Source organism: Mesorhizobium sp. CNPSo 4688, assembly GCF_057784295.1.
This window is the reverse complement of sequence record NZ_JBWLUY010000004.1, coordinates 405966-432156: the sequence shown is the minus strand read 5'-3', so window position 1 is coordinate 432156 and position 26191 is coordinate 405966. Positions and strand designations below refer to the sequence as shown.

The 26191-nt window shown below is 64.2% G+C and carries 19 protein-coding genes; 14 read left to right on the top strand and 5 right to left on the bottom strand.

Annotation, left to right across the window (positions count from 1 at the left end):
* Nucleotides 1-94: 94 nt before the first annotated feature.
* On the bottom strand, nucleotides 95-859 hold the full coding sequence (locus AC04SH_RS10075; RefSeq protein ID WP_477233427.1) for a L,D-transpeptidase: 765 nt from the start codon (nucleotides 857-859) through the stop codon (nucleotides 95-97).
* 227 nt (nucleotides 860-1086) lie between these two features.
* Here AC04SH_RS10075 and AC04SH_RS10070 point away from each other — a divergent pair, with 227 nt between their 5' ends.
* Nucleotides 1087-1710, top strand: a complete 624-nt coding sequence (locus AC04SH_RS10070) for a LysE family translocator (RefSeq protein WP_477233428.1) — start codon at nucleotides 1087-1089, stop codon at nucleotides 1708-1710.
* Nucleotides 1711-1743: 33 nt separating this feature from the next.
* On the opposite strand, the gene AC04SH_RS10065 is transcribed toward AC04SH_RS10070, so the two are convergent.
* Complete coding sequence (locus AC04SH_RS10065; protein ID WP_488574892.1) at nucleotides 1744-4410, bottom strand: autotransporter family protein; 2667 nt, start codon at nucleotides 4408-4410, stop codon at nucleotides 1744-1746.
* Between the two features lie 348 nt (nucleotides 4411-4758).
* On the opposite strand from AC04SH_RS10065, the gene AC04SH_RS10060 reads away from it, so the two are divergent.
* Both AC04SH_RS10060 and xylB read left to right on the top strand, forming a co-directional pair.
* Nucleotides 4759-6081, top strand: coding sequence for a tetratricopeptide repeat protein (locus AC04SH_RS10060; RefSeq protein WP_488574891.1), 1323 nt, complete (start codon nucleotides 4759-4761; stop codon nucleotides 6079-6081).
* A gap of 82 nt (nucleotides 6082-6163) precedes the next feature.
* Complete coding sequence (gene xylB, locus AC04SH_RS10055; RefSeq protein ID WP_488574890.1) at nucleotides 6164-7618, top strand: xylulokinase; 1455 nt, start codon at nucleotides 6164-6166, stop codon at nucleotides 7616-7618.
* A gap of 197 nt (nucleotides 7619-7815) precedes the next feature.
* On the opposite strand, the gene AC04SH_RS10050 is transcribed toward xylB, so the two are convergent.
* Entirely contained in the window at nucleotides 7816-8178 is a 363-nt protein-coding gene (locus AC04SH_RS10050; RefSeq protein WP_488574889.1) for a nuclear transport factor 2 family protein, read from the bottom strand.
* A 113-nt stretch (nucleotides 8179-8291) separates the two neighbouring features.
* Here AC04SH_RS10050 and xylA point away from each other — a divergent pair, with 113 nt between their 5' ends.
* Together xylA and AC04SH_RS10040 are read left to right on the top strand one after the other, a co-directional pair.
* The gene (gene xylA, locus AC04SH_RS10045; RefSeq protein ID WP_477233433.1) at nucleotides 8292-9617 is read left to right on the top strand and encodes a xylose isomerase; all 1326 of its coding nucleotides are present in this window, start codon (nucleotides 8292-8294) and stop codon (nucleotides 9615-9617) included.
* A 205-nt stretch (nucleotides 9618-9822) separates the two neighbouring features.
* On the top strand, nucleotides 9823-10026 hold the full coding sequence (locus AC04SH_RS10040) for a hypothetical protein (RefSeq protein ID WP_488574888.1): 204 nt from the start codon (nucleotides 9823-9825) through the stop codon (nucleotides 10024-10026).
* Nucleotides 10027-10087: 61 nt separating this feature from the next.
* Here the strand turns inward: AC04SH_RS10040 and AC04SH_RS10035 are convergent, their stop codons facing one another.
* Nucleotides 10088-11068 (bottom strand): GlxA family transcriptional regulator, encoded by a 981-nt coding sequence (locus tag AC04SH_RS10035; RefSeq protein ID WP_181056733.1) that lies wholly within the window; start codon nucleotides 11066-11068, stop codon nucleotides 10088-10090.
* Nucleotides 11069-11203: 135 nt separating this feature from the next.
* On the opposite strand from AC04SH_RS10035, the gene bcoG reads away from it, so the two are divergent.
* The 9 genes from bcoG (at nucleotide 11204) to AC04SH_RS09990 (ending at nucleotide 25383) form a co-directional block, all read left to right on the top strand.
* Complete coding sequence (gene bcoG / locus AC04SH_RS10030; RefSeq protein WP_032933947.1) at nucleotides 11204-12127, top strand: 3-dehydrocarnitine:acetyl-CoA trimethylamine transferase BcoG; 924 nt, start codon at nucleotides 11204-11206, stop codon at nucleotides 12125-12127.
* A 14-nt stretch (nucleotides 12128-12141) separates the two neighbouring features.
* Nucleotides 12142-12768: an HD domain-containing protein gene (locus AC04SH_RS10025; RefSeq protein ID WP_488574887.1), complete on the top strand. Its 627-nt coding sequence runs from the start codon at nucleotides 12142-12144 to the stop codon at nucleotides 12766-12768.
* Between the two features lie 2 nt (nucleotides 12769-12770).
* Nucleotides 12771-13865, top strand: coding sequence for a carnitine 3-dehydrogenase (locus AC04SH_RS10020; RefSeq protein ID WP_488574886.1), 1095 nt, complete (start codon nucleotides 12771-12773; stop codon nucleotides 13863-13865).
* Nucleotides 13866-13870: 5 nt separating this feature from the next.
* Nucleotides 13871-15034, top strand: a complete 1164-nt coding sequence (locus AC04SH_RS10015) for an acyl-CoA dehydrogenase family protein (RefSeq protein WP_488574885.1) — start codon at nucleotides 13871-13873, stop codon at nucleotides 15032-15034.
* Nucleotides 15035-15101: 67 nt separating this feature from the next.
* Complete coding sequence (locus tag AC04SH_RS10010) at nucleotides 15102-17180, top strand: acetate--CoA ligase family protein (RefSeq protein ID WP_488574884.1); 2079 nt, start codon at nucleotides 15102-15104, stop codon at nucleotides 17178-17180.
* A complete protein-coding gene (locus tag AC04SH_RS10005) occupies nucleotides 17173-17955 on the top strand; it encodes a carnitinyl-CoA dehydratase (protein WP_488574883.1) in 783 nt (260 codons plus the stop codon). Before AC04SH_RS10010 ends, AC04SH_RS10005 begins: the two co-directional genes overlap by 8 nt.
* A 217-nt stretch (nucleotides 17956-18172) precedes the next feature.
* The gene (locus tag AC04SH_RS10000; protein WP_488574882.1) at nucleotides 18173-19108 is read left to right on the top strand and encodes an alpha/beta hydrolase; all 936 of its coding nucleotides are present in this window, start codon (nucleotides 18173-18175) and stop codon (nucleotides 19106-19108) included.
* 457 nt (nucleotides 19109-19565) lie between these two features.
* Nucleotides 19566-21527, top strand: a complete 1962-nt coding sequence (locus AC04SH_RS09995) for a hypothetical protein (protein WP_488574881.1) — start codon at nucleotides 19566-19568, stop codon at nucleotides 21525-21527.
* Nucleotides 21528-21537: 10 nt separating this feature from the next.
* Nucleotides 21538-25383 (top strand): DUF7929 domain-containing protein, encoded by a 3846-nt coding sequence (locus AC04SH_RS09990; protein WP_488574880.1) that lies wholly within the window; start codon nucleotides 21538-21540, stop codon nucleotides 25381-25383.
* A 104-nt stretch (nucleotides 25384-25487) separates the two neighbouring features.
* Here the strand turns inward: AC04SH_RS09990 and AC04SH_RS09985 are convergent, their stop codons facing one another.
* On the bottom strand, nucleotides 25488-26042 hold the full coding sequence (locus AC04SH_RS09985) for a dihydrofolate reductase family protein (RefSeq protein ID WP_488574879.1): 555 nt from the start codon (nucleotides 26040-26042) through the stop codon (nucleotides 25488-25490).
* Between the last annotated feature and the right edge of the window lie 149 nt (nucleotides 26043-26191).

Below are 26191 nucleotides of genomic sequence, written 5' to 3'. Positions count from 1 at the left end.
ATGTCTCCCGGCGCGATGGTTTTCAGGCACCTTGGCCTAGCTTGCCGCATCGCGCAACGAGAGTTTCGAGTGGCGCCAAACCGCCGCAGAAGGATCAGACGACGACGACCGGGTTCTTCTTGGAAACGCGGCTGTAGAGGTCGATGATGTCCTGGTTGATCAGGCGCACGCAGCCCGACGACATCGCCTGGCCGATGCTCGCCCATTCGGGCGAACCGTGGATGCGATAGCCGGTGTCCTTGCCGTCCTGGTAGATGTAAAGCGCACGCGCGCCGAGCGGATTGGTGAGGCCGCCGGGCTGGCCGTTTTGCCACTTCACCAGTTCCGGCTTGCGCTGGATCATTTCCGGCGGCGGCGTCCAGGTCGGCCATTCCTTGCCGTACTGGATGTTGGCGCGGCCGGACCAGCGGAAGCCGTCCTTGCCGATGCCGACGCCGTAGCGGATGGCGTCGCCGCCCTCCTGCACGAGATAGAGCTTTCGCTCCTGCAGATGGACGACAATGGTGCCTGGCGCCTCGCCGGTCTCGTTGACGACGATCTGGCGGCGGAACTCCGGCTTGACCTTCTGGTAAGGCACCGCCGGCACTTCGAAATCGCCATCGGTGAGCGCGGCATACATGACGTCAGGGCCGGTGATGTTCTTGTCGACGCTGATTGCGGGGCGGACCGGCCGCACCGAGCCGGTGACCGTGTCGTCCAGCTGCAGCTGCGGCAGTTCGAGCGTCGCGGTGCTGCAGCCGGCCATGCCGAGCAGCGCCATGGCGCCGGCGCCCGAAAGGACGAAGCGGCGGGAATAAAGATGTTCGGTTTCGACTGCGTCGCCATTCGGCGGCGTCAGATTCTGCGGCAACTCACGCATGCACCCAAACCCTACGCTGTCGGCGGGAAACACGGTCCGGCCGGATAGCAGGCAGTTTCGCCAAACATGGTTGAAAAAGGGTGAAGGTCTTCAGGCTTGCCTTAACCCTATACCCTGTATGCCAACGTCGCTGCGCGAAATGGCACGCAGCGCATTTTTGGAGATGGCTCTTTACATTCCCGCGTACCCGAGGATTTATCCTTTTCTTTGCGCTCAAGGAGACAAAGATGTCGTTCGAAAACTGGGCTGCCTTCGCCGCTGCCTCCACCGTTCTGCTCGTCATTCCCGGCCCGACCATTCTTCTGGTCGTGTCCTATGCGCTGGGCCAGGGCTGGCGTACCGCTCTGCCAATGGCGGTCGGCGTGGCGCTGGGCGACTTCACCGCCATGACATTGTCGATGCTCGGCATCGGCGCCCTGCTGGCCGCATCGGCGACTGTGTTCACCATCCTGAAGCTGATCGGTGCCTGCTATCTGATCTATCTCGGCATAAAACTGTTTCGCGCCGGCGGCGCGCTGAAAGCCGAACCGCGCACCGACGCCGTGTCGGCGGCCAAGATGATGGCGCATGCCTGGCTGGTCACTGCGCTCAACCCGAAAAGCATCACCTTCTTCGTCGCCTTCCTGCCGCAGTTCCTCAACCGCGAGGCCGATTTCTGGCCGCAGATGCTGATTTTTGAAACGACCTTCCTGGCGCTCGCCTTCGCCAATGCCTTCGGCTACGCGCTGATCGCGGCACGTGCCCGCAATGTCGTGCGCAACCCCAAGGCGATCCGCATCTTCAATCGCACCGGCGGCACGCTGCTGGTCGGCGCGGGGATTGCCACGGTGGCGATGCGTTCGGGGAATTGAGGTCTTCGACGATGCGGGTGAGGCCTACGGGCCTCACCATTTGACGCTGAAGCCGAGATTGCCTTCCAGCACACGCCGTTTGTCGCCGCCGAGATTGGTGGTGTAGTCGCCGGTGGCGAAGAGGCTGACCTTGTCGGTCACCTTGGCGACCACGCCGCCGCCGAATTCCAGCGACGTCGACTTGCCTTCCGTCGAGATATCGGTTGCGCCGAAATTGACGTCGTCAGTGCCGCCGAAGTCGTGCCAGAGATTGGCCTTGAGGTAGGGCTGCAGCGCGATGCCGTTCAGCACCGTCTCGCCCTGCAGCCGCAACCCCAGCCTGCCGCTCACTTGATCGTCGAGATCGAAGGAGACCGACGAAAAACGGTCCGCGGCGTCGTCGAGCGACAGATGCTGCCAGACCAGTTGCGCCTGCGGCTCCAATGTCCAGCCTTGCGCCAGCGCTATGGGATAGCCGCCCTCCAGGGAAGCCGTGATGCCGGTCCCATCGATGTCGATGCCGATGTCGCGCGACGAGGTTGCCGAGCCGCTGAAGAAAGTCGCCATGAGTACGCCGTCGAGATACCAGCCGCCTTGGCCGATGCGCGTCCAGTAGCCACCGACGCTGGTGCCACCAAGATCGATGCCGCCGACGGAAAGGCCGTCCTGACCCAGCGCCTGGCCGTGCACATCGCCATTCATGCTGCCATAGCCGATGAACAGGCCGGCGCGATCGACGCTGCCTGACGCGGTCTCGCGTCCGAACAGATCGAAGCCGGCCTGCAAGCCGAACAGCGTGCCATCGAACGACGGGGACACCGTTCCCGACCAGGCCATTTCGGTGTCCTGGCCGAAAATGCGGCCCCAGACCGGCGATATCTCGGTGTTCGACAGCAGGCTCTGTTCACCGCGCCGTTCATGGAAGGTGCCGAGCATGCTCATTGCCAGGTGCTCGGCCACTGGAGGCAAGGCCGAATAGACCGGCACCTCGATGCGGTAGAGCAGGATTTCCTCGCCCGGCGCCGGGGTTGGCAGAGCAGGGGAATCGGTCGGCACCGGTGGTGGCGGCGGCGGTGGGTCGGCAGGCGGCGCCAGCGGCGGGGGCGGCGGCGGTTCCGGCTCGGGGTCGCTGGCCTGCACCGGCGGTGTCGGATCGACGGGCGGGTCGTTGATGTCGCCTTCGGTCGGCACCGGCACCGGCGGCAGGTCGGACGGGGGTGGCGGCGCTTCGGTCTCGGGCGGTTCCGGCTCGGGCAGTGGCGCTGGCTCGAGTGCCGGCGGCGCGGCTGCCGGTGATGTCGGCGTGATCAGCGATGAGCGCAGATACCAGTTCTCCTCGCTACCGGCGCTGACGCCGCCCTTGAACAGGTAATATTCGAAAGCGCCGGCCGCGACCGGCGCATCGAGCGCGAAGGCGCCGTCAGCCGTTGTCGCGCCATTGATTGCCTGGATGACCATGATGCCATCGGCATTCGTTTCGGCACCCGCACCGCCGACATTGACCACCGCAATGCCGGTCGAGCCGGAGGCTGTGCCGCCCGACAAGACGAGCCTGTCCGACGCGGAAGAGTCGTCGCCCAGCTCGGTCTGGATCAGCAGCAGGCCGCCGAGGCCGGTATAGTTGCCGTTGATCGTCAGCCGGTCGGTGACGCCGGTGCCGCCATTGGTCAGATCAATACGGCCGGCGTTGACGACATTGGCCAGCTGGCCAGCCGTGAAGGCCTGGATCGACGCGTTGAAGCCGCCGCCATAGAGCGTGCTTGCCTGGTCGACATTGAGCGTCCCGGTGCCCGTGCCGCTGTCGCCTAGCACCAGATTGCCGTCCAGCGTCAGTTCGGTGTCGTCGGTGGCGTTGATCGTTTCCCAGTTCTGGACCCTGGAGATCCCGTCCAGCGAGACATTGTCGAAGGTGAGCGTGTCGGTGCCGAGACCGCCCGATATGGCATCGGTGCCGCCGAGATTGGCGTTGGTGAGGTTGCTGAGCCTGGCGGTGTCGTTGTCGCCGCCGAGATCGACCATGCCATAGATGATGCCGCCACCATCCCAGACGAAACTGTCGGTGCCGAAACTCATCAGCACGTCGCCGCCGACCGTGCCACCGGTCACCGTTACGCTGTCGGTACCGCCGCTGACGCTGATGTTGCCGCCGATGGTGCCGCCCGAGAGAATGATCGTGTCGTTGCCGAAACCGGTGACGAGGTTGCGGTCGATGGTACCGCCGGACATGTCGAAGTAATTGTCGTCGAGCTTCATGTTGACGCGGCCGATGCGGCCTCCGGTCATCACCGCACGGTCGCCGTCATCGAAGAAGTCGACAATGCGCCCGCCGCTCATGAAGAAGGTGTCGAGTGCGTCGCCCTGGTTCAGCGAACCGATCTGGCCGCCGCTCATATTGAAATCGTCGATGCCGGCGCCTTGCTGGACATTGCCGGTGACAGTGCCGGCGCCGATGGTGAAGAAATCCGTGCCGCCGTCCTGGTCGACGCCGCCGGTAATGATGCCGGACTGCATGTCGATGCGGTCGATGCCGGTGCCGAAGGTGACGCTGCCGATGATCTGCCCGGTGCCGGCGGTGGGGAAGGTCAGCGTGTTGTCACCGCTGGTGTCGGTGAGGCTGCCGCCGGAATCGCCGCTGTCGCAGATGTAGGCGGTATTTCCGGCCGGTGGAACCAGCGCGCAGGCGGCAAAGGCCATAGAATTGGGCAGCAACGTCAGCGCCATAGTTGAGAGAATGCTAATTAAGCATGGATGCGGCTGACGCCGTTTTCGCGGCGGCAAAGCAACTGTTCCCTCCGCAGCCTGCGAACAACTGTCCGCAGGCTTGTTCTTCAGGTGCCGCATCGCGTCCCTCTCGATTCGCGATTTCAAGCTCCCCGCCCGACGCCGCAATGAAGACACAATTCGCCAGCTTTTACAAAGCCTATTCTGTGCCGCATGGTTGACGAACTGCGAAATTAGTTGAACTGGACTCCGGTATTGATTGGTCCAGACTTCGCTTGGCGCGCCCGCCGCCGATGCTCTAGGATCGGCCGCGCAGCTGGAATTTTATGATCACCGGAGGGGCCGGGCATGGCAGTCAGGGACGCATTCGGCCTGACATTTTCGGGCGCGAGCGAGGCCGGGTTTTCGCCCTACAGCCAGGCCGTTCATGAATTGCAATGCTTTATCGGCGACCCCGTCGCTTCCGTCGATCGCGCCATTGCGGCCAACCCGGGCTTCGTCATGGCACATGTGTTCAAGGGCTACCTGTTCGGCCTCGCCACCGAGCGCGAGGCAACGGCGGTGGCCAAGGCATGCCATGAAACGGCGCTGCCGCTTGCCGCGACCGCGCGCGAGCGGGCGCATGTCGCTGCCCTTGGCCATCTCGCCGCCGGCCGCTGGCACGAGGCCTCGCGCTTGCTCGAAGATATCGCCATCGATTTCCCGCTCGACGCGGTGGCGCTGCAGACCGGGCACCAGGTCGACTTCTTCACCGGCAACGCCCGCATGCTGCGTGACCGTATCGGCCGCGCACTGCCATCCTGGCAAAAGGACATGCCTGGATATCATGCCATTCTTGGCATGCAGGCATTCGGGCTGGAGGAAATGGGCGACTATGCGCGCGCCGAGAGACTGGGCCGGCAGGCTGTCGATATCGAGCCGCGCGACGGCTGGGCGCAGCATGCTGTCGCCCATGTCATGGAAATGCAAAGCCGGCAAAGGGACGGCATCGCCTGGATGCGCGCCAATCCCGAGGCGTGGACGAAAGAGAGTTTCCTGCAGGTGCACAATTGGTGGCACCTGGCGCTGTTCCACTACGATCTCGGCGAGACCGAAGAGGTGTTGGCCCTGTATGACGGGCCGATCTACGGCGCGCCGTCGACGATGGCGCTCAATATGGTCGATGCCTCGGCGATCCTGTGGCGGCTTTATCTCGGCGGCGTCGATGTCGGCGACCGCTGGATAGCGCTCGCCGCCAACTGGCCCAAGGTCGGTGCCGGCAATTACGCTTTCAACGACGCCCATGCCATGATGGCCTTCGTCGGCGCAGGGCTCGAGGCGCCAGCCAAGACCTTGCTCGAGGCGCAGCGCAAAGCGATGGGCGGCCATGACGACAACGCCGCCTTCACTCGGGACGTCGGCCATCCGCTGACGCTGGCGATCAGGGCCTTTGGCGAAGGGAAATACAACGAGACGATCCGCCTGATCCGGCCGATTCGCTCGATTGCTCATCGCTTCGGCGGCAGCCATGCCCAGCGCGACGTGATCGACCTGACGCTGATCGAGGCGGCTTTGCGCGCCGGCGACACAGCATTGGCACGGGCGCTGACGGCTGAGCGTCAGCTGGCTCGGCCGGACAGTCCGCTGTCGGCGCTGTTTTCTCGACGGGCCGCCAATTTGTCAGAGAATTGACCCGCAGCGGATCTTGTTTTAAAAACTGGCCAAGCCAGATTTTTTCGAGGCCCGAAAAAATTAATGGCAGTGGGAGGAATGCATGTATCTCGGCCTCGATCTCGGTACGTCGGGCGTCAAGGCGCTGTTGATCGATGCCGGGCAAACCGTCGTCGGCTCCGGCCATGCTTCCCTTGACGTATCGCGGCCACATCCCGGCTGGTCCGAGCAGAATCCGGCCGACTGGGTCCGAGCCTGCGAGACCGCTATTGCCGAGCTGAAATCAGCGCATCCGAAAGAGCTTGCCGCCGTCAAAGGCATCGGCCTCTCCGGCCACATGCACGGCGCAACCTTGCTCGACGCCGGCGACCAGGTGCTGCGCCCCTGCATATTGTGGAACGATACGCGCAGCCATGCCGAGGCGGCCACGCTCGATGCCGACCCACGCTTCCGCAAGCTGACCGGCAACATCGTCTTCCCCGGCTTCACCGCGCCAAAACTCGCCTGGGTGAAGAACAACGAGCCGGCTGTCTTCGCCAAGGTGGCGAAGGTGCTGCTGCCCAAGGATTTCCTGCGGTTCTGGCTGACCGGCGAGCATATGTCGGAAATGTCCGACTCGGCCGGCACCTCATGGCTCGATATCGGCAAGCGGCGCTGGTCGCCGGAACTGCTTGCAGCCACCTCGCTCGACGAGAAGCAGATGCCATCGCTGGTCGAAGGTACTGAAAAGGCTGGCGCCTTGCGCGCCGATCTCGCCTCCGAATGGGGCGTCCAGGCTGGCATCCCGATTGCCGGTGGCGCCGGCGACAATGCGGCTTCGGCCTGCGGCATGGGCACGGTCGGCGCCGGCCATGCCTTCGTTTCGCTGGGTACTTCCGGCGTGCTGTTTGCTGCCAATGCCTCCTACCTGCCGAACCCGGCCAGTGCGGTCCACACTTTCTGTCACGCGCTGCCCAACACCTGGCACCAGATGGGCGTCATCCTGTCGGCGACGGATTCGCTGAACTGGCTGTCGGAGGTATCGGGGAAGAAGGCCGGCGAACTGACCGCCGAACTCGGCGAGGCGCTGAAGGCGCCGAGCGGTGTGTCGTTCCTGCCTTACCTCTCGGGTGAGCGCACGCCTTACAATGATTCCGCCATCCGCGGGTCCTTCACCGGGCTGGCGCATGAATCGAGCCGTGCGGTGCTGACGCAGGCCGTGCTTGAAGGTGTCGCCTTCGCTTTCCGCGACAGCCTCGAAGCGCTGAAGACAGCCGGCACGATCTTGACCAGGGTGACGGCGATCGGCGGCGGCTCGCGCTCGCACTACTGGCTGAAGGCGATTGCTACCGCACTGCAGGTGCCGGTGGATATTCCCGCCGACGGCGATTTCGGCGCCGCTTTTGGTGCGGCCCGGCTCGGGCTGATTGCGGCGACGGGGGCGGATCCGCTGGCGGTATGCACGGCGCCGAAGACGGATGCGACGATCGAACCGGATACCGCGCTTGGTGGGGCGTATGCGGATGCGTACCAGCGGTATCGGGCGCTGTACCCAGCGATCAAGGCCGTAACCGCGTGAGTCGGCGCGAGGCACCCCCCTCTGCCCTGCCGGGCATCTCCCCCGCAAGGGGGGAGATTAGCAGCTTCGGCGGCTATGCCAGACTTGCAATTTGGGTGATTGGCGAAGGCGCGGATGCCAGCCAATCTCCTCCCTTGCGGGGGAGATGGCCGGCAGGCCAGAGGGGGGTGCCTCGCACCACCCCTGCCCAGTTAGCCTCACTGAGCCGGCACCTTGTCCAAAAACCCGGTGACACTCTTCAGCCGCCCGTTCTCGATGATACCGATATCGGTGCCTTCGATCACGGACGGAACACCCTCCGGCCCAAGATTCCACGAGAAGCGGATCGTGTCGGCAAACCCGTCCGGCTTGCCCTTCAGCGAGAATCGGAAGCCGGCAAAACGCTGCTGCACGCCGTCGATAAGAGCGGCCACACCCGCATGGCCTTCGCCCTGCATCAGCGGATCGCGGTAGCTGACGTCTTCGGTGAAGGTAGCCTTGAGCAGTTCGGCGCGGCGGTTCGCATCGGCCTCGTTCCAGGCGGTGATGTAGTTTTGAGCGATCGTGTTGAGGTCGGTCATGGTCTGTCTCCTTCGTTGAGTGGCTTTGACACGAGCCTTTTCACCCCGAGCGAGAGCGAAACCAATTACGCCTGAGGTAATCAGGGCGAACTATTCGAGAGAGGACAGAAATCATGAGCAGCGGATTTTTCGGCGACATCAAAGCAATCAAGTATGAGGGGCCGGATTCGACCAATCCGCTGGCCTACCGGTTCTACAACCCGGACGAGGTCGTCGCCGGCAAGCGGCTGGAAGATCATCTGCGCTTCGCCGTCGCCTACTGGCATTCCTTTGCCTGGCCGGGCGGCGATCCGTTCGGCGGCCAGACCTTCGACCGTCCCTGGTTCCCCAAGGCGGGTGGCGTCGACACGATGGAACTGGCGAAGCTCAAGGCCGATGTGGCCTTCGAGATGTTCTCGCTGCTTGGTGCGCCCTATTTCTGCTTCCACGACGCGGATGTGCGCCCGGAAGGCAAGGATTTCTCCGAAAGTGCCGCGCGGCTTGACGAGATCGCCGACTATTTCGCCGCCAAGATGAAGAAGACCGGCGTCAAGCTGCTCTGGGGCACGGCGAACCTCTTCTCCAACCGCCGCTTCATGTCGGGCGCCGCCACCAATCCCGATCCGGATGTGTTTGCCTATGCGGCGGCGACGGTGAAGAGTTGCATCGACGTCACCAAGCGGCTGAAGGGCGAGAATTATGTGCTGTGGGGCGGCCGCGAAGGTTATGAGACGCTGCTCAACACCGACCTTGCCCGCGAGCAGGAGCAGGCCGGGCGCTTCCTCAGCCTGGTCGTCGACTACAAGCACAAGATCGGCTTCAAGGGCACGATCCTGATCGAGCCGAAGCCGCAGGAGCCGACCAAGCACCAGTACGACTACGACGTCGCAACGGTCTATGGCTTCCTCAAGCGCTTCGGCCTCGAGAAGGAAGTAAAACTCAATATCGAGCAGGGCCACGCCATCCTGGCCGGCCATTCCTTCGAGCACGAGCTGGCGCTAGCCAATGCGCTCGGCGTCTTCGGTTCGATCGACATGAACCGCAACGACTACCAGTCGGGCTGGGACACCGACCAGTTCCCCAACAACGTACCGGAAATGGCGCTTGCCTATTACCAGGTCCTGCAGGCCGGTGGCTTCAAGACCGGCGGCACCAATTTCGACGCGAAGCTGCGTCGCCAGTCGCTCGATCCGCAGGACCTGCTGATCGGCCATATTGGCGGCATGGATTCGTGCGCGCGCGGTCTCAAGGCAGCCGCGAAGATGATCGAGGACAAGGCGCTGTCGGGTCCGCTGGCCGAACGCTATGCCGGCTGGAACAGCGCCGAAGCCAAGGCGATGCTGTCGGGCAAGCGCACGCTGGAGGATATCGCCGAGCGCGTGGTCAAGAAGAAGATCGAACCGCAGCCGCGCTCCGGCCGCCAGGAACTGCTGGAGAACATCGTCAATCGCTACGTCTGAGGACGAAAGCCGATTCGCACTGCTTAAGGAGCGGCGGGATGAACATCCCGCCGTCTTGGAATGCTTTGTGCGGCAGCCCTCATCCGGCGACATGCTTTTGCCCTTTGCCGCCCCTCAATGACCTCGCTCTTGCCTTCAAACTGCCGTCACGTATCTCGTATAAGGATGCCGTTGTGGCGGGTGAAAAGGAAGGAGGCGAACCGATATGCAGCACGAACGCGAAATCGACGCCCTGCTCTCATCCGGCGAAACCGGATCGATCATTGATCGGCTGATGGCGCTGCCGCGGCCGACCGACAATGTGAAAAACGAATGGGATCGCGCTGTCAGCAACCGATTTGAAGTCCGTCTGGCGAAGCAGATGCGTTCGCAGATGGACGCCGGCAGCGATCGACAGAACGCGGCCTGATCTCTCTTTGTCTGTGCATGTCGTTATCCCAAAACCGCGAAACACTTTTGGGCGACATGCATCAACCTCGGCGGAGCCGCACCGGCGCTTCGCCGAACGCTCTTGAAAACGCTCTGGAAAATGCCGCGGCGGACGAAAATCCCGTCCGCCCGGCAATATCCGCCATGGCGATCCGCGTGTCGACCACCAGCCGCCGCGCCGCGCCCAGCCGCAGCCTGAGATAGTAGGCGCCGGGCGTCTCGCCGATCGATTTGCGAAAAATGCTTTCCAATGTCCGTGCCGTCACCCCGGCGCGTTTTGCCACCGCGTCGATGGTCAGCGGCTGGTCGACATGCGATTCCATCAGCCTAATCGCCTGCGCCAGCCGCGGGTCGTAGCCGTCGAGCCGGCCGAGCGAGACCAGCGGCTGCGCATCGGTGGCGGCGCGCGCCTGGTCGTAGATGAAGACGCTGGCGACATCGAGCGCCACGGCCATGCCGAGGCGCGTACGGATCAGATGCAGCATCAGGTCGAAGGTCGGCGACGCCCCGCCCGAGGTGAAGACAGGCCCGTCGATGACATAGCGGTCGGGACGGACATCAACGCCGGGAAAGGCCGAGGAGAAATCCTCCATGTCCTCCCAGTGGGTGGTGGCGCTGCGCCCTTCCAACAGACCGGCGCGCGCCACCAGCCAGGTGCCGGCCTCGACGCCGCCGCAGGCGCGGGCGGCCCGAGCCGCGCGGCGCAAGCCCGAAAGCAAAGCCGATGTCGCATAATTCTGGGTGCCGAAGCCGGCAACGACCACCAGAACGTCGGTTGGCTCGGCGGCATCGAAACGGCCGCTCACCGCCACCGGCAGGCCGCAGGTGGTGACAGGCGCCTCGCCGGTGACCGAGACCAGTTTGAAATCGAACAGGGTCTCGCCGGAAATGCGGTTGGCGGCGCGCAGCGGGTCGACGGCCGATGCCACACACATGATGGACGAGCCGGAAAACACCAGCAGCGTCACCTTGAGCGGTGAGCGTTCCGAGCGAAAGATGGTCGGCTTTTCGCTTTTGATCATGGAAGCTTCGTAAATCGCAAAACAGTTCGCCGCAAGTCGGACCATTGTTGGGCTGTTCTTGTGCATGTCGTTATCCCAAAACCGGTTCCCACTTTTGGGCGACATGCATGGCTGATGGATTGGGAGGAGAGTTCCATGCCGCTCGCGATGAACCGTGAGGTCTTCATTACCTGTGCCGTCACCGGCTCCGGCGGCTCGCAGGACCGCTCGCCGCATGTGCCGCGTTCGCCTAAGCAGATCGCCGATTCGGCCATTGATGCTGCCAAAGCAGGTGCTGCCATCGTCCACTGCCATGTCCGCGACCCCGAAACCGGCAAGCCGCGTCGCGACGTCCATCTCTACCGCGAAGTGACCGAGCGCATCCGCGATGCGAATGTCGATGTGGTGCTCAACCTCACCGCCGGCATGGGCGGCGACATGGTGTTCGGTTCGCCCGAGGCGCCGCTGCCGCTCAATGAAAAAGGCACCGACATGGGCGGCGCCACCAACCGGATGGAACATGTGCGCCAGTGCCTGCCGGAAATCTGCACGCTGGATTGCGGCACCATGAACTTCGCAGAGGCCGACTATGTCATGACCAACACGCCCGGCATGCTGCGCGCCATGGGCGGCATGATGACGGCGCTCGGCGTCAAGCCGGAGATCGAGGCCTTCGACACCGGTCATCTCTGGTTTGCCAAGCAGCTGGTCGAGGAGAAAGTGCTCAACCCCGACGCGCTGGTGCAGCTCTGCATGGGCGTGCCGTGGGGAGCGCCGGACGACCTCAACACCTTCATGGCGATGGTCAACAACGTGCCGTCGACCTGGAACTGGTCCGCCTTCGCCATCGGCCGCAACCAGATGGCCTATGCCGCAGCGGCGGTGCTCGCCGGCGGCAATGTCCGCGTCGGGCTTGAAGACAATCTCTGGCTCGACAAGGGCGTGCTGGCGACCAACGCACAGCTGGTCGAGCGCGCCGCCAGCATCGTCACCAATCTCGGCGCCCGTATCCTCGGGCCGGAGGAAGTGCGCAAGAAGCTCAACCTGACCAAGCGGGCGCCGATCGCAGCAGCTGCGTAAGGCGGGAGTTGGCGATGGCTGATACCGTCAAATTCACCGTGATGAAGGATGGCGACAAGGACGATTACGAGTTCCTGACCGCCCATGAAATCGACTATGCCGCCAAGACCGGCGAGCGGCTGCTCGACGCGCTGGTCCAGCTCGACGAAGGCCTGTCCGGCTACAAGATCACCCGGCTCGGCCATTCGCTGCAGGCGGCGACGCGCGCCTGGCGCGACGGCGCCGACACCGACTGGATCGCCTGCGCCCTGCTGCACGACATTGGCGACATCTACGCGCCCTACAATCACGACGAATACGCCGCTTCGATCCTGAAACCTTTCGTGCGCGAGCAATGCACCTGGGTGGTGGAAAAGCACGGCGACTTCCAGCGCCTCTATTACGCGCACCATCTCGGCGGCAACCGTCACGCCCGCGACCGCTTCGCCGGCCATGCCTATTTCGACGATTGCGATCAGTTTTGCGAACGCTGGGACCAGTCGAGCTTCGACCCCGACTACGAGACGCTGCAGATTGAATTCTTCCGGCCCTTCGTGCTCGAAGTCTTTGCCCGCAAGGCCTACGACGCCTCCGTGGTCCGCGCCGGCGAGCGCATCCCTCTCATCGACCCTCAAACAGCCAAGACAAGAACCGGAGCCTGACCATGAGCATCATCAACAAGGCGGCCGCCATCGGCGGCGGTGTCATCGGCGCCGGCTGGGTGGCGCGGCTTTTGCTCAACGGTATCGACGTGTCGATCTTCGACCCCGATCCGGAAGCGTCGCGCAAGGTCTCCGAAGTGATGAAGGGCGCCCGCCGCGCCTACAAGCAGATGGTTCCCGGCGGCCTGCCCAAGGAGGGCAAGCTGACCTTCGCCAAGACCATCGCCGAAGCGGTGGCCGATGCCGATTTCATCCAGGAGAGCGTGCCGGAGCGGCTCGACCTGAAGCACCGGGTGCTGGCCGAGATCGACCTTTATGCGCCGGCCAACGCCATTGTCGGCTCGTCCACCTCCGGCATCAAGCCGACCGACATGCAGGTGGCGATGAAGAAGCATCCGGAGCGGCTGGTTGTCGGACATCCCTTCAACCCGGTCTATCTCCTGCCGCTGGTCGAGATCGTCGGCGGCGAGCAGACGTTCCCCGAAGCGATCGAGGTCGCGAAAGAAATCTATGCCTCGATCGGCATGAAGCCTGTCGTCATCCGCAAGGAGATCGAGGCCTTTGTCGGCGACCGCTTGCTGGAAGCCGCCTGGCGCGAGGCGCTGTGGCTGATCAAGGACGGCATCTGCACCGTCGAGGAGCTCGACGACATCATGCGCTATGGCTTTGGCCTGCGCTGGGCGCAGATGGGCATGTTCCAGGTCTATCGCGTCGCCGGCGGCGAGGCCGGCATGCGCCACTTCATGGCGCAGTTCGGGCCGTGCCTGAAATGGCCGTGGACCAAGCTTATGGACGTGCCGGAGTTCAACGACGAACTGGTCGACCTGATCGCCACCCAGTCGGACGACCAGGCGCATGGCCTGTCGATCCGCGAGCTGGAAAAGATCCGCGACGACAATCTGGTCGCCATCATGGACGCTCTGTCGAAGCAGAACAAAGGCAAGGGCTGGGGCGCCGGCGCGCTGCACAAGGACTATACCAGGCAGTTGGCCAAGCTGGCGGCGAAGAAGCCCACGGCTTCCAAGGCTGCCGAAAAGGCCAAGGCGTCGAAGCCGGTGAAGAAGGTGGAAAAGCCGAAGAAAAAGAAGAAGGGCTGAAGACCATGGATTTCGGGCTGTCGGAGGAACAGAAGCTCATTGTCGAGACGACGCGCGCCTTCGTCGAGAATGAGCTTTACCCGCATGAACGCGAGGTCGAGCGCACCGGCGTGCTGCGCCGCGAGCTGATCGAGGAGATCAAGGTCAAGGCGATCGAGGCCGGCCTCTACGCCGCCAACATGCCAGCCGATGTCGGTGGCGCCGGCCTCGATACGGTGACCTGGCTGCTCTACGAAAAAGAACTCGGCCGTGCCAACTATGCGCTGCACTGGACCTGCGTCGCGCGCCCCTCCAACATCCTTCTGGCCGGCACGCCGGAACAGCGCGAAAAATACCTGTTCCCTTGCATCCGTGGCGAAAAGTGGGACTGCCTGGCGATGACCGAGCCCGGCGCCGGCTCCGACCTGCGCGGCATGAAAGCGACCGCCGTGCAGGACGGGGACGACTGGGTGCTCAACGGCACCAAGCATTTTATCAGCCATGCCGATCTGGCCGACTTTGCCATCGTCTTCATGGCTTCGGGCGAGGAAGAAACCGCGCGCGGCAAGCGCAAGAAGATCACCGCCTTCTTCGTCGACAAGGGCACCAAGGGTTTCACCGTACGCGACGGCTACCGCAACGTCTCGCATCGCGGCTACACCAACGCCATCCTTGAATTCGACGATTGCCGTTTGCCGGCGAGCCAGGTGCTCGGCGAGGTGCACAAAGGTTTTGAGGTCGCCAATTCCTGGCTCGGCGCCACCCGGCTGCAGGTCGGCGCCACCTGCCTCGGCCGCGCCGAGCGAGCGCTCGGCCACGCCATCGAATATTCCGCGCAGCGCCATCAGTTCGGCCAGCAGATCGGCAAGTTCCAGGGCGTGTCATTCAAGCTTGCCGACATGGCGACGGAACTGAAAGCTGCGGACCTCATGGTGTTCGAAGCCGGGTGGAAGTACGATCAGGGCACTGTCACCGATCAGGACATGGCGATGGCCAAGCTGAAGGCGACCGAAATGCTGGCTTACGTTGCCGACGAAGCCATCCAGATCCATGGCGGCATGGGGCTGATGGACGACCTGCCGCTGGAGCGCATCTGGCGCGATGCGCGCGTCGAGCGCATCTGGGAAGGCACTTCGGAGATTCAGCGACATATTATTTCGCGGGCGCTGCTGCGTCCGTTCGGAGCATAGAGCATGATGTACCCAAAACCGGGGTCCGGTTTTGGGGAGAAGATCATGCTCAAACGAAAAGATGGCCATGCATAAACTCGAACGTCTCCTGCGCCCGAAGTCGATTGCTGTGTTCGGCGGGGCGCAGGCCGCTGCCGTCGTTGCCCAATCGATCAAGATGGGCTTTGCCGGCGAAATCTGGCCGGTGCATCCGACCAAGGACGAGGTCGCCGGCCGCAAGGCCTATCGTTCTGTTGCAGACCTTCCCGGTGCGCCCGACGCTGCCTTTGTCGGCGTCAACCGGCACTTGACCATCGAGGTGGTCAAGGCGCTGGCCGAACGTGGCGCCGGCGGCGCCGTCTGTTTTGCCGCCGGCTTTCTCGAGACCGAGGCCTACGATGATGACGGTGAGCGGCTGCAGGCCGAACTGGTGGCTGCTGCCGGCCAGATGCCGATCATCGGCCCGAATTGCTATGGCCTGATCAACTATGCCGACGGCGCGTTGCTGTGGCCCGACCAGCATGGCGGCATCAGGCTGCCCGAAGGCGCCAAGGGCGTCGCCATCATCACCCAGTCGTCCAACATCGCCATCAACATGACGATGCAGAAGCGCGGCCTGCCGATCGCTTTCCTGATGACCGCCGGCAACCAGGCGCAGACCGGCCTGTCTGAAATGGCGCTCGGCCTGATAGAGGACGAGCGCGTGACGTCGCTCGGTTTGCACATCGAAGCTTTCGATTCGGTAGCCGGCTTCGAGCGGCTGGCCGCACGAGCTCGCGAGCTGAAGAAGCCGATCATCGCCATGAAGGTCGGCCGCTCCGAACAGGCGCGGCAAGCGACAGTCTCGCACACCGCCTCGCTCGCCGGCTCGGACGCCGCTTCCGGCGCTTTCCTCAGGCGGCTCGGCATTGCGCGCGTCGATTCCATCCCCGCCTTCATCGAGGCGCTGAAGCTGCTGCACGTCACCGGTCCGCTGCCCGGCTATCGCCTGTCGTCGATGAGCTGTTCGGGCGGCGAGGCCTCGGTGATGGCCGACAGTGCCGAGGGCCGCTGGGTCAACTTCCCAGAGCTCACCAGCAAGCACCGCGCCCATGTCAAATCGACGCTCGGGCCGCTGGTCGCTGTCGCCAACCCGTTGGACTACCACACCTTCATCTGGAACAACGAGCCGGCGATGACCGCCACCTTCACCGCCATGGTCTCGGGCGGTTTCGACCTCAACATGCTGGTGCTCGACTTTCCGCGCCCCGATCGTTGCTCGGTCACCGACTGGTGGGCGACGCTGCGCGCCTTCGAATCGGCGCTGAAGACCAACAAGGCGCATGGCGCGATCGTCTCGTCGCTGCCGGAGAATCTGCCGGAGGAATACACCGCCGAGCTGATGGCGCGCGGCATGGTGCCGTTGTTCGGCATCTCCGAAGCCATGGACGCCGCAGGCGCAGCAGCCTTCATCGGCTGGGCCTGGGCCGAGCCGCAGGCGCAGCCGATCGACACGTCAGCCGCGGGCGCTGCCGAAGGCGGCCATGTGACGCCTGATGAGGCCGAAGCCAAGGAGCGACTGATCAAGGCAGGCCTGCCGGTGCCGAAGGGCGAACGCGCCGCCAATGCAGTCGACGCCGTCATCTCGTCGATGGCGCTCGGCTTCCCGGTGGCGCTGAAGGCGCTCGGTGTCACCCACAAGTCGGAAGTCGGCGCTGTCAGGCTGAACCTGAGGGATGCCGAATCCGTCAGCACGGCGGCGCATGATCTGCTGCCGCTCGGCACCGGGCTCTATGTCGAGCGCATGGTGCGCGACGGCGTCGCCGAACTGATCGTCGGCTTCACCCGCGACCCGATGTTCGGCGCCGTGATGACGCTGGGCACCGGCGGCGTGCTGGTCGAACTGTTGCGCGACAGCGTCACCCTGATGCTGCCGGCGACGCGCGACGATATCGAGGCGGCCCTGCGCCGGCTGAAGTTGTTCCCCCTGCTCGAGGGCTATCGTGGGCGGCCGAAAGCCGATGTCGCCGCCGCCATCGAGGCCGTCGCGGGCATTGCCGACTTCGTGCAGAAGAATGCCGGCGAGATCGAGGAACTCGACATCAACCCGCTCATCGTCTGCGCCGAGGGCAAGGGCGCCTGGATCGCCGACGCGCTGCTGGTGCTGGGAGACAAGAAGAATGTCTGACGTCATTTCGACCCGCCGCGAGGGCAATATCCTCGAGGTCACGCTTGACCGGCCGAAGGCCAATGCCATTGACCTCAAGACGTCGCGGCTGATGGGCGAGACGTTCAAGGCGTTCCGCGACGATCCGGAGCTTCGCGTCGCCATCGTCAAGACCGCCGGCGATAAGTTCTTCTGCGCCGGCTGGGATTTGAAGGCCGCTGCCGGCGGCGACGCGGTCGATGGCGACTATGGCGTCGGCGGCTTTGCCGGCCTGCAGGAGCTGCGCGACATGAACAAGCCGGTCGTCGCCTGCGTCAACGGCATGGCGGTCGGCGGCGGCTTCGAACTGGCGCTGTCCTGCGACCTCATCTACGCTTCCGACCATTCCTCCTTCGCACTGCCCGAAATCCGCGCCGGCACGCTGGCCGACGCGGCGACGATCAAGCTTCCGAAGCGCATTCCCTACCATGTCGCCATGGACCTTTTGCTCACCGGCCGCTGGATGGATGTCGCCGAAGCGCATCGCTGGGGTCTGGTCAACGAAGTGCTGCCCAAGGAAAAGCTCGAAGACCGTGTCTGGGAGATTGCAAGGCTGCTGGCCAGCGGGCCGCCGCTGGTCTTTGCCGCGATCAAGGAGACGGCGCGGGTTGCCGAAGCCCTGACCTTCCAAGATGCGATGAACCGCGTGACGCGGCGGCAACTGGCGACCGTCGATGCGCTGTATGGCTCGGAAGACAATATGGAAGGGTTTCGCGCATTCGCCGAGAAGCGCGATCCGGTGTGGAAGGGGAAGTAGCCTAGCGGACGATGGCGTTCCTCCACACCCCCCTCTGCCCTACCGGGCATCTCCCCCTCAAGGGGGGAGATTGGCTGCTCGGACCTCGACGCCCACCCACCAACGTTGACGATTGGCGAAACCATTCGCGACATCCGATCTCCCCCCTTGAGGGGGAGATGGCCGGCAGGCCAGAGGGGGGTGCCTGGGCGCCATCATCCAAAGTTGGTCTTCCCGCATGACCGATTACAAAACCCTCATCGACGCCGAGACCTGGGTCTTCATCGAGCGGACCAATTCCTTCTACCCGCCCGACACGATCGACTACACCATTGCCCAGCAGCGCGCGATTTATGACCGGATGTGTCGCGAATTCTTTGCCGGCTATCCCGATGGCGTGACGGCGGAAACGACCATCATTGCCGCGCACGATATCCCGATCCGCATCTATCGCAGCGCTACCCCGAACAAGGCGGCGATGGTGCTCTACATCCATGGTGGCGGCTTTATCCTCGGCGGGCTCGACAGCCATGACGATGTCTGCGCCGAATTGTGCGCCCGCACGGGCTTCGAGGTGGTCTCCGTCGACTACCGCCTGGCCCCTGAGCATCTGCACCCGGCCGCCTTCGACGATGCGCGGCATGCCTTCGAATGGGCTGCCAAAACCTACGACCGTTCCGTCCTGCTCTGCGGCGACAGCGCCGGCGGCAATCTCTGCGCGGCCGTTGCCCACGCAACGCGCGGTCATGCAAAGCGGCCAATCGGCCAGGTGCTGATCTATCCCGGCCTGGGCGGCGACCGCTCGAGGGGTTCCTACGTGAGGCATGCGGAAGCTCCGATGCTGACGGTGCGCGATCTCGACTTCTACAAGCACATCCGCACCGGCGGCGCTGACGCCACCGGCGATATCACTTTGTCGCCGCTCGCCGACACCGACTTCACCAAACTGCCGCCGACGGTGCTCATCACCGCGCAATGCGACCCGCTGTCGTCCGACGGCGAAGCCTATCGCGACCGCGTCCTCGCCGCAGGCGGCCGCGCCACCTGGTTCGAGGAGCCCGGGCTGGTGCATAGCTATCTCCGGGCCAGGCACACGGTCGGCCGGGCGCGCGCCAGCTTCAGCCGTATCGTTGAGGCGGTCTCGGTGCTGGGCAAGGGCGACTGGGCTTGGTGATCATTCGCCGACAATCTGCCTGAGCAACCCTCCCAGGAGGAGCAAGCACCAACCTGTCTTCCATCCTGAGTTGACTGACACAAGAATTAGTCGCCGCTTCTGTGAAATGGCGAACAGTCCCAGCCGCCGTTTTGCATGAACCTTTCCACTTCCGCCTGCGACTGACGCTCAGGCGCCGCATGGTGCGGGGCCGGAAAGGATGCCCCCAATGACCAGGACCCCAGAGACTCGCAGGTCTCCGGGAACAACGGGAGCTCAGCGCGACCATCGCCTTCGGGATGGGGTCGATGCGCTGGGCTTCCGGCTGATTCCGTTGACCCTGCGCAGGAGCAGGCGTATCGTGAGGATGAGGAAAGCAGACAATTCGATCAGGGACGAACGTGCCGGAACGACGCGCCTTGCCCTGATTCGCACGGCCGGACCGGACGTTCCTCCCGAAAACTTCGGGGGGAGTTTTATGTCCTGCGATCGCGGCACGTCCATGCCATCTCCACGCGGCGGTTTGCGTCGTTCGCTCCATCTGGCCGGGGGTTTGCTTGCCCTGGCGCTGAGCGCCACGCTCTGGTTGGGCACAGCTGCCCGGGCGCAGGAAACTCAGATCATCTATCCCGGCTCGATGGCCGTGACCGGATTTTCCGGCACCGTCATTCCCAATTTCGAAGAAGGGCTGCCGCCCGGCGTAGACCCGGTCGACGAAACCTTCATCGACACGACGCGCGCCACCCTGCGCGTTTTCGACGTTTCTGCGCTGGGCGGACCTGCCTCCGGCCAGCTCGTCTACACGCCGCCGCCTTTCGAAGTAACGGCCGAACAGATCGGCCAGGTGTTCGCCGTCACCTATGATGACGGCGTGCGCGACGGCGTCCCATCAGGCATCCCCAACCTCTATGCCGGCGCCAGCTCGCTGCACGGCATCCGCATCGTCACCCCTGACGAAGACGCCGACGGAAGGCCCGAGCGGCAGCGCCGCGGCACGGCCGGCGCGGTCTTCATGGACGGCCAGTTCGGCACCGAAAATGGTGGCGGTCCCGGCACGATCTGGAAGATCGACGGCATCACCGGCGCCGTCTCCAAATTCGCCGACATCGACACCAACAGCGGTCCCGGCATCGGCGACGTCACTTTCGACAGCAATCACCGCGAATTCTTCGCCAGCGACCTCGACACCGGCCTCATCCACCGCCTCGCGGACGACGGTACGCTAATCGACACGTTCGACCACGGCGTTGCCGGCCGACCGGCGCATGGGCTCGCGCCCGTCGCCGACGACGGTGCTGTGATGGACATTCAGGGCGCCGCCTTCGATAGCGAAGACCCCGACACCTGGGGCTACACGCAGGACGAACGCCGCGTCTGGGCGGTCGCCTATCGCGGCGGCCGGGTTTACTATTCGGTCGGCGAAAAGTCTGAAATCTGGTCGGTGGGCATTGCCCGCGACGGCACATTCGCCGGGGATCCGCGCTGGGAGCTGACGGTCAAGGCCGACAAGGACTACGCCGTCACCGACATCGCTTTCGACAATAAGGGCTTCATGTACCTGGCGCAGCGCGGTCCGGTGGAAAACCGCTATGATTACAGCCAGTTCGCCGATTCCGGCAAAGGCGAGGTCATCCGCTACTGGCGCGAAAACCCCCACGATCCGGCGACGGAATCGGAATGGGTGGAAGAGCCGCAGGAATATGCGGTCGGCTTCCCGCAAGGCAACCGGCAGTCGGCCGGCGGCCTCGACCTGCAATATGGCTACGACGCCGAAGGCAATCTCAACACCGGCGTCTGCACTGATACGCTGGTCAACACCGGCGACAAACTGCGTGACACCCCGACACTGGCCGACCAGCTCGCCGCCGGCGGGCCGCTTGCCGTGCACGGCGTGCAGATCACGCCGACGCCGCTGGTCAAGCCGGCCAACGTGCCGCCCTTCGGCTCGTGGTTCGTCGATTTCGACGGCTATTTCGAAGACCCCGAGGTGGAAGGCCATGTCGGCGACGTCGAGGTCTGGCACCCCTGTGAAGGCCGTGCCGGCTACTATGAAGAAATCCCCGGCGGTTACCTGCCGCCCTTCTATCCGCCTGACTTCCCACCGCCCGGCGATCTGCCGCCGTGCATCGATGTCGAGGATGTCCAGTTCTACTGCACGCCTCGCGGCCTCCAGGCCGACCTCTATCTCCATGACCATGCCGGCTTCGGCGGCGATTCGATCAAGGCCCAGTCCAGGACGCCAGGCGTCGGGGTGACATCACCCCAGTCGCACGCGCCCGGCAAGCCTTACACGATCGACATCACCGGCCACTATCCGGGCGACACAGTCGATGTCGGGCTTTGCTTCTACAGGCAATCCGACAAGGACAAGGGTGGCTACTACCCTTGCTGCAAGATGACTTTGCCGCTCAGAATCCCAGCCGTCAGCTGCGAACGTTGAGGAGGGAGAGATGAACATTTCTGCACTTTCCCCCACCGCGACGCGCAACCAGAAAACCGTCATGGAGACCATCATGAGACCCCTGTCATACGCCAGGCGCGGCGCGCGCTGGCTGATGGCGGCCGGTATCGCGGTCGCCATGTACGCCCCTGTGGCAAGTCACGCCGAAGACGCCGTCCCGATCACCCCGAAACTGCGGCTCGACCTCGACAATTCGAAAATCATCACTCCGAGGCCGGAACGGGTCGTGCCGTTCTTCACCAAGAAAGGCACCCAGCGAGGTTGCGACTACGTCGTCTACTCCCTGAGCTTCGGCCTGCGCGGCGATGCGCAAAGCTTTGCCGACCCGGGCATGATTGCCCTGTTGAAGAAGCTCAAGATCGAGTTCAAGGACCAGCTTCCGCACGGCCTGTCGATCGTCAGCGCTCATGTGTCGGGCGACGGCACGGACGCTGCGGGCGGCCCGCTGCCCGGCGTTTCGATCAGCACCTCGGCCGATCCGAACGATACGGCAACCGTGTCTGATTTCCGGCTCTCCGCCGCCGATCTCGACGGCGCGGGCGCTGCCAATGAACGCGTCGTCAACTTCCAGATCACCGCCAAGATCGACCATGCGGCGTTTCCCTCGCCGACCATCGTCGACAACCAGGGTCTGATCAAGGTGACAAATGGAGCTGGCACCGGGACCATCATCCCGTCGCAGGATCCGGGCAAGCCCGACGATGGCGACTTCAAGACCGGCGTGAAGACCTCGATCAAGATCGACCTCACCAACTGTGACAAGCGGCCTCCGCCTCCCGACCGGGAATGCTTCAAGGTGGAGCGCGGCACGGTCGATTGCGTGCCCGGCGGCGGCGCTTTCATCTACCACATGCCTGTCGGCCCGGAGATGGGCGGCAAGTGGGTGCAGGTGTCGACGACCACCCCCGGTATCACCATCATCCCCGACACCCAACTGGTGCCGGCGGGCGGCGGTGTGCTCAACTGGAAGATCGTCGGCGCATCGCCCGGCGATGTCATCCACCTCATCGTCACCGGCATCGAGACCTATGCCGGCCCGAAGGAGGGTTGGGGGCTGTGCTGCACGCAAACCATCGACATCGTCATCCCGCGTGACCTGAGATGTCCGCCCAAGGACAAGGAACCGGACCTCAAGGTCGAGAAACGCGCCGACGTGACGCGTTGCACGATGGGTGGCGGCTGCGACTTCACCATTCGGGTCACCAATGTCGGCGACGGGCCGTATCACGGCAAGATCGTGCTCGACGAGGTGACGCTGCCGGCCGGCTCGACGCTGGATTCAGGGCCCAACCCGCCCTGGGTCTGCGTGCCCGGCGCGACCCCGATGACGTGCGCCTATCCGGTGACCACGCTCAATCCGGGCGCCTCCGTCGACCTCAAGCTCGGCTTCAAGCCGGCCGGTGGCTGGCAAGGCAGCACGCTGCGCAACTGCGCCACCTACAATTACGGCGCCAGCGGCAAGCCGCTGTTCGGCAGCCAGCAGAACGATCGTGGCTGCGCCTCGATCCCGATCTGCCGGCGTGGCGACCGCGACCGCGATTGCCGGCCGCCGGTCGACAAGAAGGTCGACCTGATCCTGAAGAAGCGTGCCCGCATTCCGGTCTGTACGCCCGACGGCATCTGCTACTTCGTGATCGACATCATCAACAATGGCAGCGTCCCCTACAATGGGCCGCTGACGGTCATCGACAATTACCCGGGCGGCGCGCCGGCTTCTTCGACCTTCGGCCCGTCTCCGCCCTGGACATGCGGACCGAACGGCCCCGGCCAGTTCCGCTGCGACAATGCCGGCATCGTGCTGATGCCGGGCGCCTCGACGCCGATCGTCGTCAAGGCGGTGATGCCGGCCGGCTACCAGTCGGACTCGGTGGAAAACTGCGCGGCGCTGAAGCCTGTCCCCGGTGAGGTCGACCTCACCAACAACAAGGCCTGCGCCAAGGAACGCTTCCGGCATCCCAATGGAGGCAAGCCAACCTTGCGCATTACCAAGGTGTGCAACGGCTCGCTGGCCGGCGCGGCGGTGGTTTCCTGCCGCATCACCGTCATCAGCCTTGGCACCTCTGCCCCCACCGGTCCGGTGCGGGTCAACGATGCTGCCACGCTGATCTCGGGCGGCGCGCCGGTCCAGATCCAGACCGTCACACCCGACGGCGCGGAGTGGACCTGCGGAGCGGTTCCGGCCAACGCGCTGTCGTGCCAGATTCCCGGCGCCGTGATGACGCCCGGAACATCCAGGCACTTCGACGTGACGGTCTCCGCCAATGGCGCGTTCGAGAACTGCGCACGCGGCTCGTATGGCCCGGCTCCGGGAGACGACGTTGTCTACCCGTTCGGCCAGGCCTGCGCCAAGGGCGGTGGCACCTCCACCATCAGCGTCAAGAAGACCGGCGACGCCGAGTGCCAGCCGGGACAGCCCTGCTCGTTCGAGATCACCATCACTAATGACGGCCAGACCCCATTCTCGGGTCCGGTCCGCATCGGCGATGCGATCGGCGTGGACGGGCTCGGCCGGCTGGAAGGCGTTGCGATCACCTCGATCGAACCACCCTTCGGCTGCTCGCCAGAACCGACGACGCTGCCTCTGTCCTGCATCGCCAACCTGACGCTCGGCGCGGGGGAAAGCCACGTGCACACTGTCACCGTGGTCCTTCCTGACGACGGCCGCCTGGCCAACCTGCAGGGCAATGTCAGCGGCCAGAACTGCGTCGGTGTCTTGTCTCCTGATACCAGGGTGCAAGGCGGCGACATGCTGTCCGGCGATCAGACCAATATCCAGGGCGATCGCGGCAAGGCCTATGCCTGCCATCCCTTCACCATCAAGCACGAGGTGAAGAAGGAATGCTCGCCGGGCTTTGTGATGAACGACGCCGGCCGGTGCGTGTGTCCGGAAGGCACCACCTTCCGCAACGGCCAGTGCTCGCCCGACGGTGGCGTCATCATCGAGCCGAAGCCAAGGCCATGCGTGCTGCTCAAGGGCCAGATCCGCACCGAGGACGGACGCTGTGTCTGCCCACGCGGAACCGAGCTCGAGAACGGCGCCTGCGTCAAGATCGACAAGCCGGGCTGCACCATCCCCGGCTCGGTCCCGACGTCGGACGGCAATGGCTGCTACTGCCCGGACGGCACGCATCTCGACCGACAGGCAAATGCCTGCGTGCGCGACAAGCAGAGGCCCGAGCAGTGCACGATACGCGGCCAGGTTCATGACGCCGACGGTGATTGTGTCTGCCCGCGTGGGACCGAGGTGCGCAATGGAGCCTGCCGGCCGATCCGGCCGAAGCCAGAGCAGTGCACCATCCGCGGCCAGGTTCATGACGCCGATGGCGATTGTATCTGCCCGCGTGGGACTGAGGTGCGCAATGGAGCCTGCCGGCCGATCCGGCCGAAGCCAGAGCAGTGCACCATCCGCGGCCAGGTTCATGACGCCAATGGCAATTGCGTCTGCCCACGGGGCACCGAGGTGCGGGACGGTGCCTGCCGGCAGAAGCGGCCTGTGCTGGAACAGTGCGACATACGCGGCCAGGTCCACAACAAGCGCGGCGAATGCGTTTGCCCGCGCGGCACCCAGGTGATCGACGGCGCATGCCGCAAGCCGAGGCCGGAAGAATGTGCCCCGGGCTCGGTGATGATCAACGGCCAGTGCCAACCGATCAGGCGGCGCTGCCCGGAAGGCACCGTTGGACGGTATCCGAACTGCCGGCCCATTCGCCCACAGCCATCGCTCGATCCGAGCCTGTTGCTCAATCCGGGGATCCTCCAGCAGTTGGTGCCGAAGCGCACGCAGCAGCCGCAGGTACAGCCGCAGAGAGATCCGACGGCCAACTTCAAGCCGTAGGTTCTGGATACGAGCCAGAAATAGAACCCCCGCCGGAGCGATCCGGCGGGGCTTTTATTTCAGGCGGCAGAGTTGTCGATCCTCACACTGTTCCAGGCCGAATCTCAGCTGGCGGGCGCGTAGCGCAGCAGCGTCACGCCCTGGGCAAGGCTTTGCGTGCCGAGCGGCTGCAAGGTCAGCGCCAGGCCGGACTGGAAGTACGGCTTGCCGCCGCCCAGCACGACCGGCTGCATGTAGAGCCGGTATTCGTCGATCAGGCCCGCGCGCGCGAATTGTGCGGCAAGATCGGCGCCGCTGACGGAGATTTCGCCCTCCGTTTGCGATTTGAACCGACTTGCAACGGTTTCGACATCCCCACTCACCAGCCGGGCATTGGGTCCGACGTCGCTAAGCGTGGTCGAAAACACAATCTTCGGGGTCCTTTGCCAGGCATCGGCAAAATCCCGCTCTACCTCGTCCCCGGTCTCGCGCTCCGGACTGTCCCAGAAGCGCATCGCCTTATACATCCGGCGTCCGCAGAGCGCGATCGCGGTCCGCCGCATCTCGCCGTTGAAATGCCGGTGCAGTTCTTCCCCGGGCACCGGCAAGCCGATGTCGCCCGACGGTCCCTCGATAAAGCCGTCCAGCGACGTCAGCATGGAGTAGACGATCTTTCCCACGTGTACCTCCGTTCGATACCTATAGGCTATATATCTGATTGCGATTTGCAATCAGATTTCAAAGAGCGAACGGACTGAGGTGGATCACCCGGGAAGGCCAACACTCGGACCAGCAATTATGTTCTGTCGCTGTGAACCTTCGCGCCGGC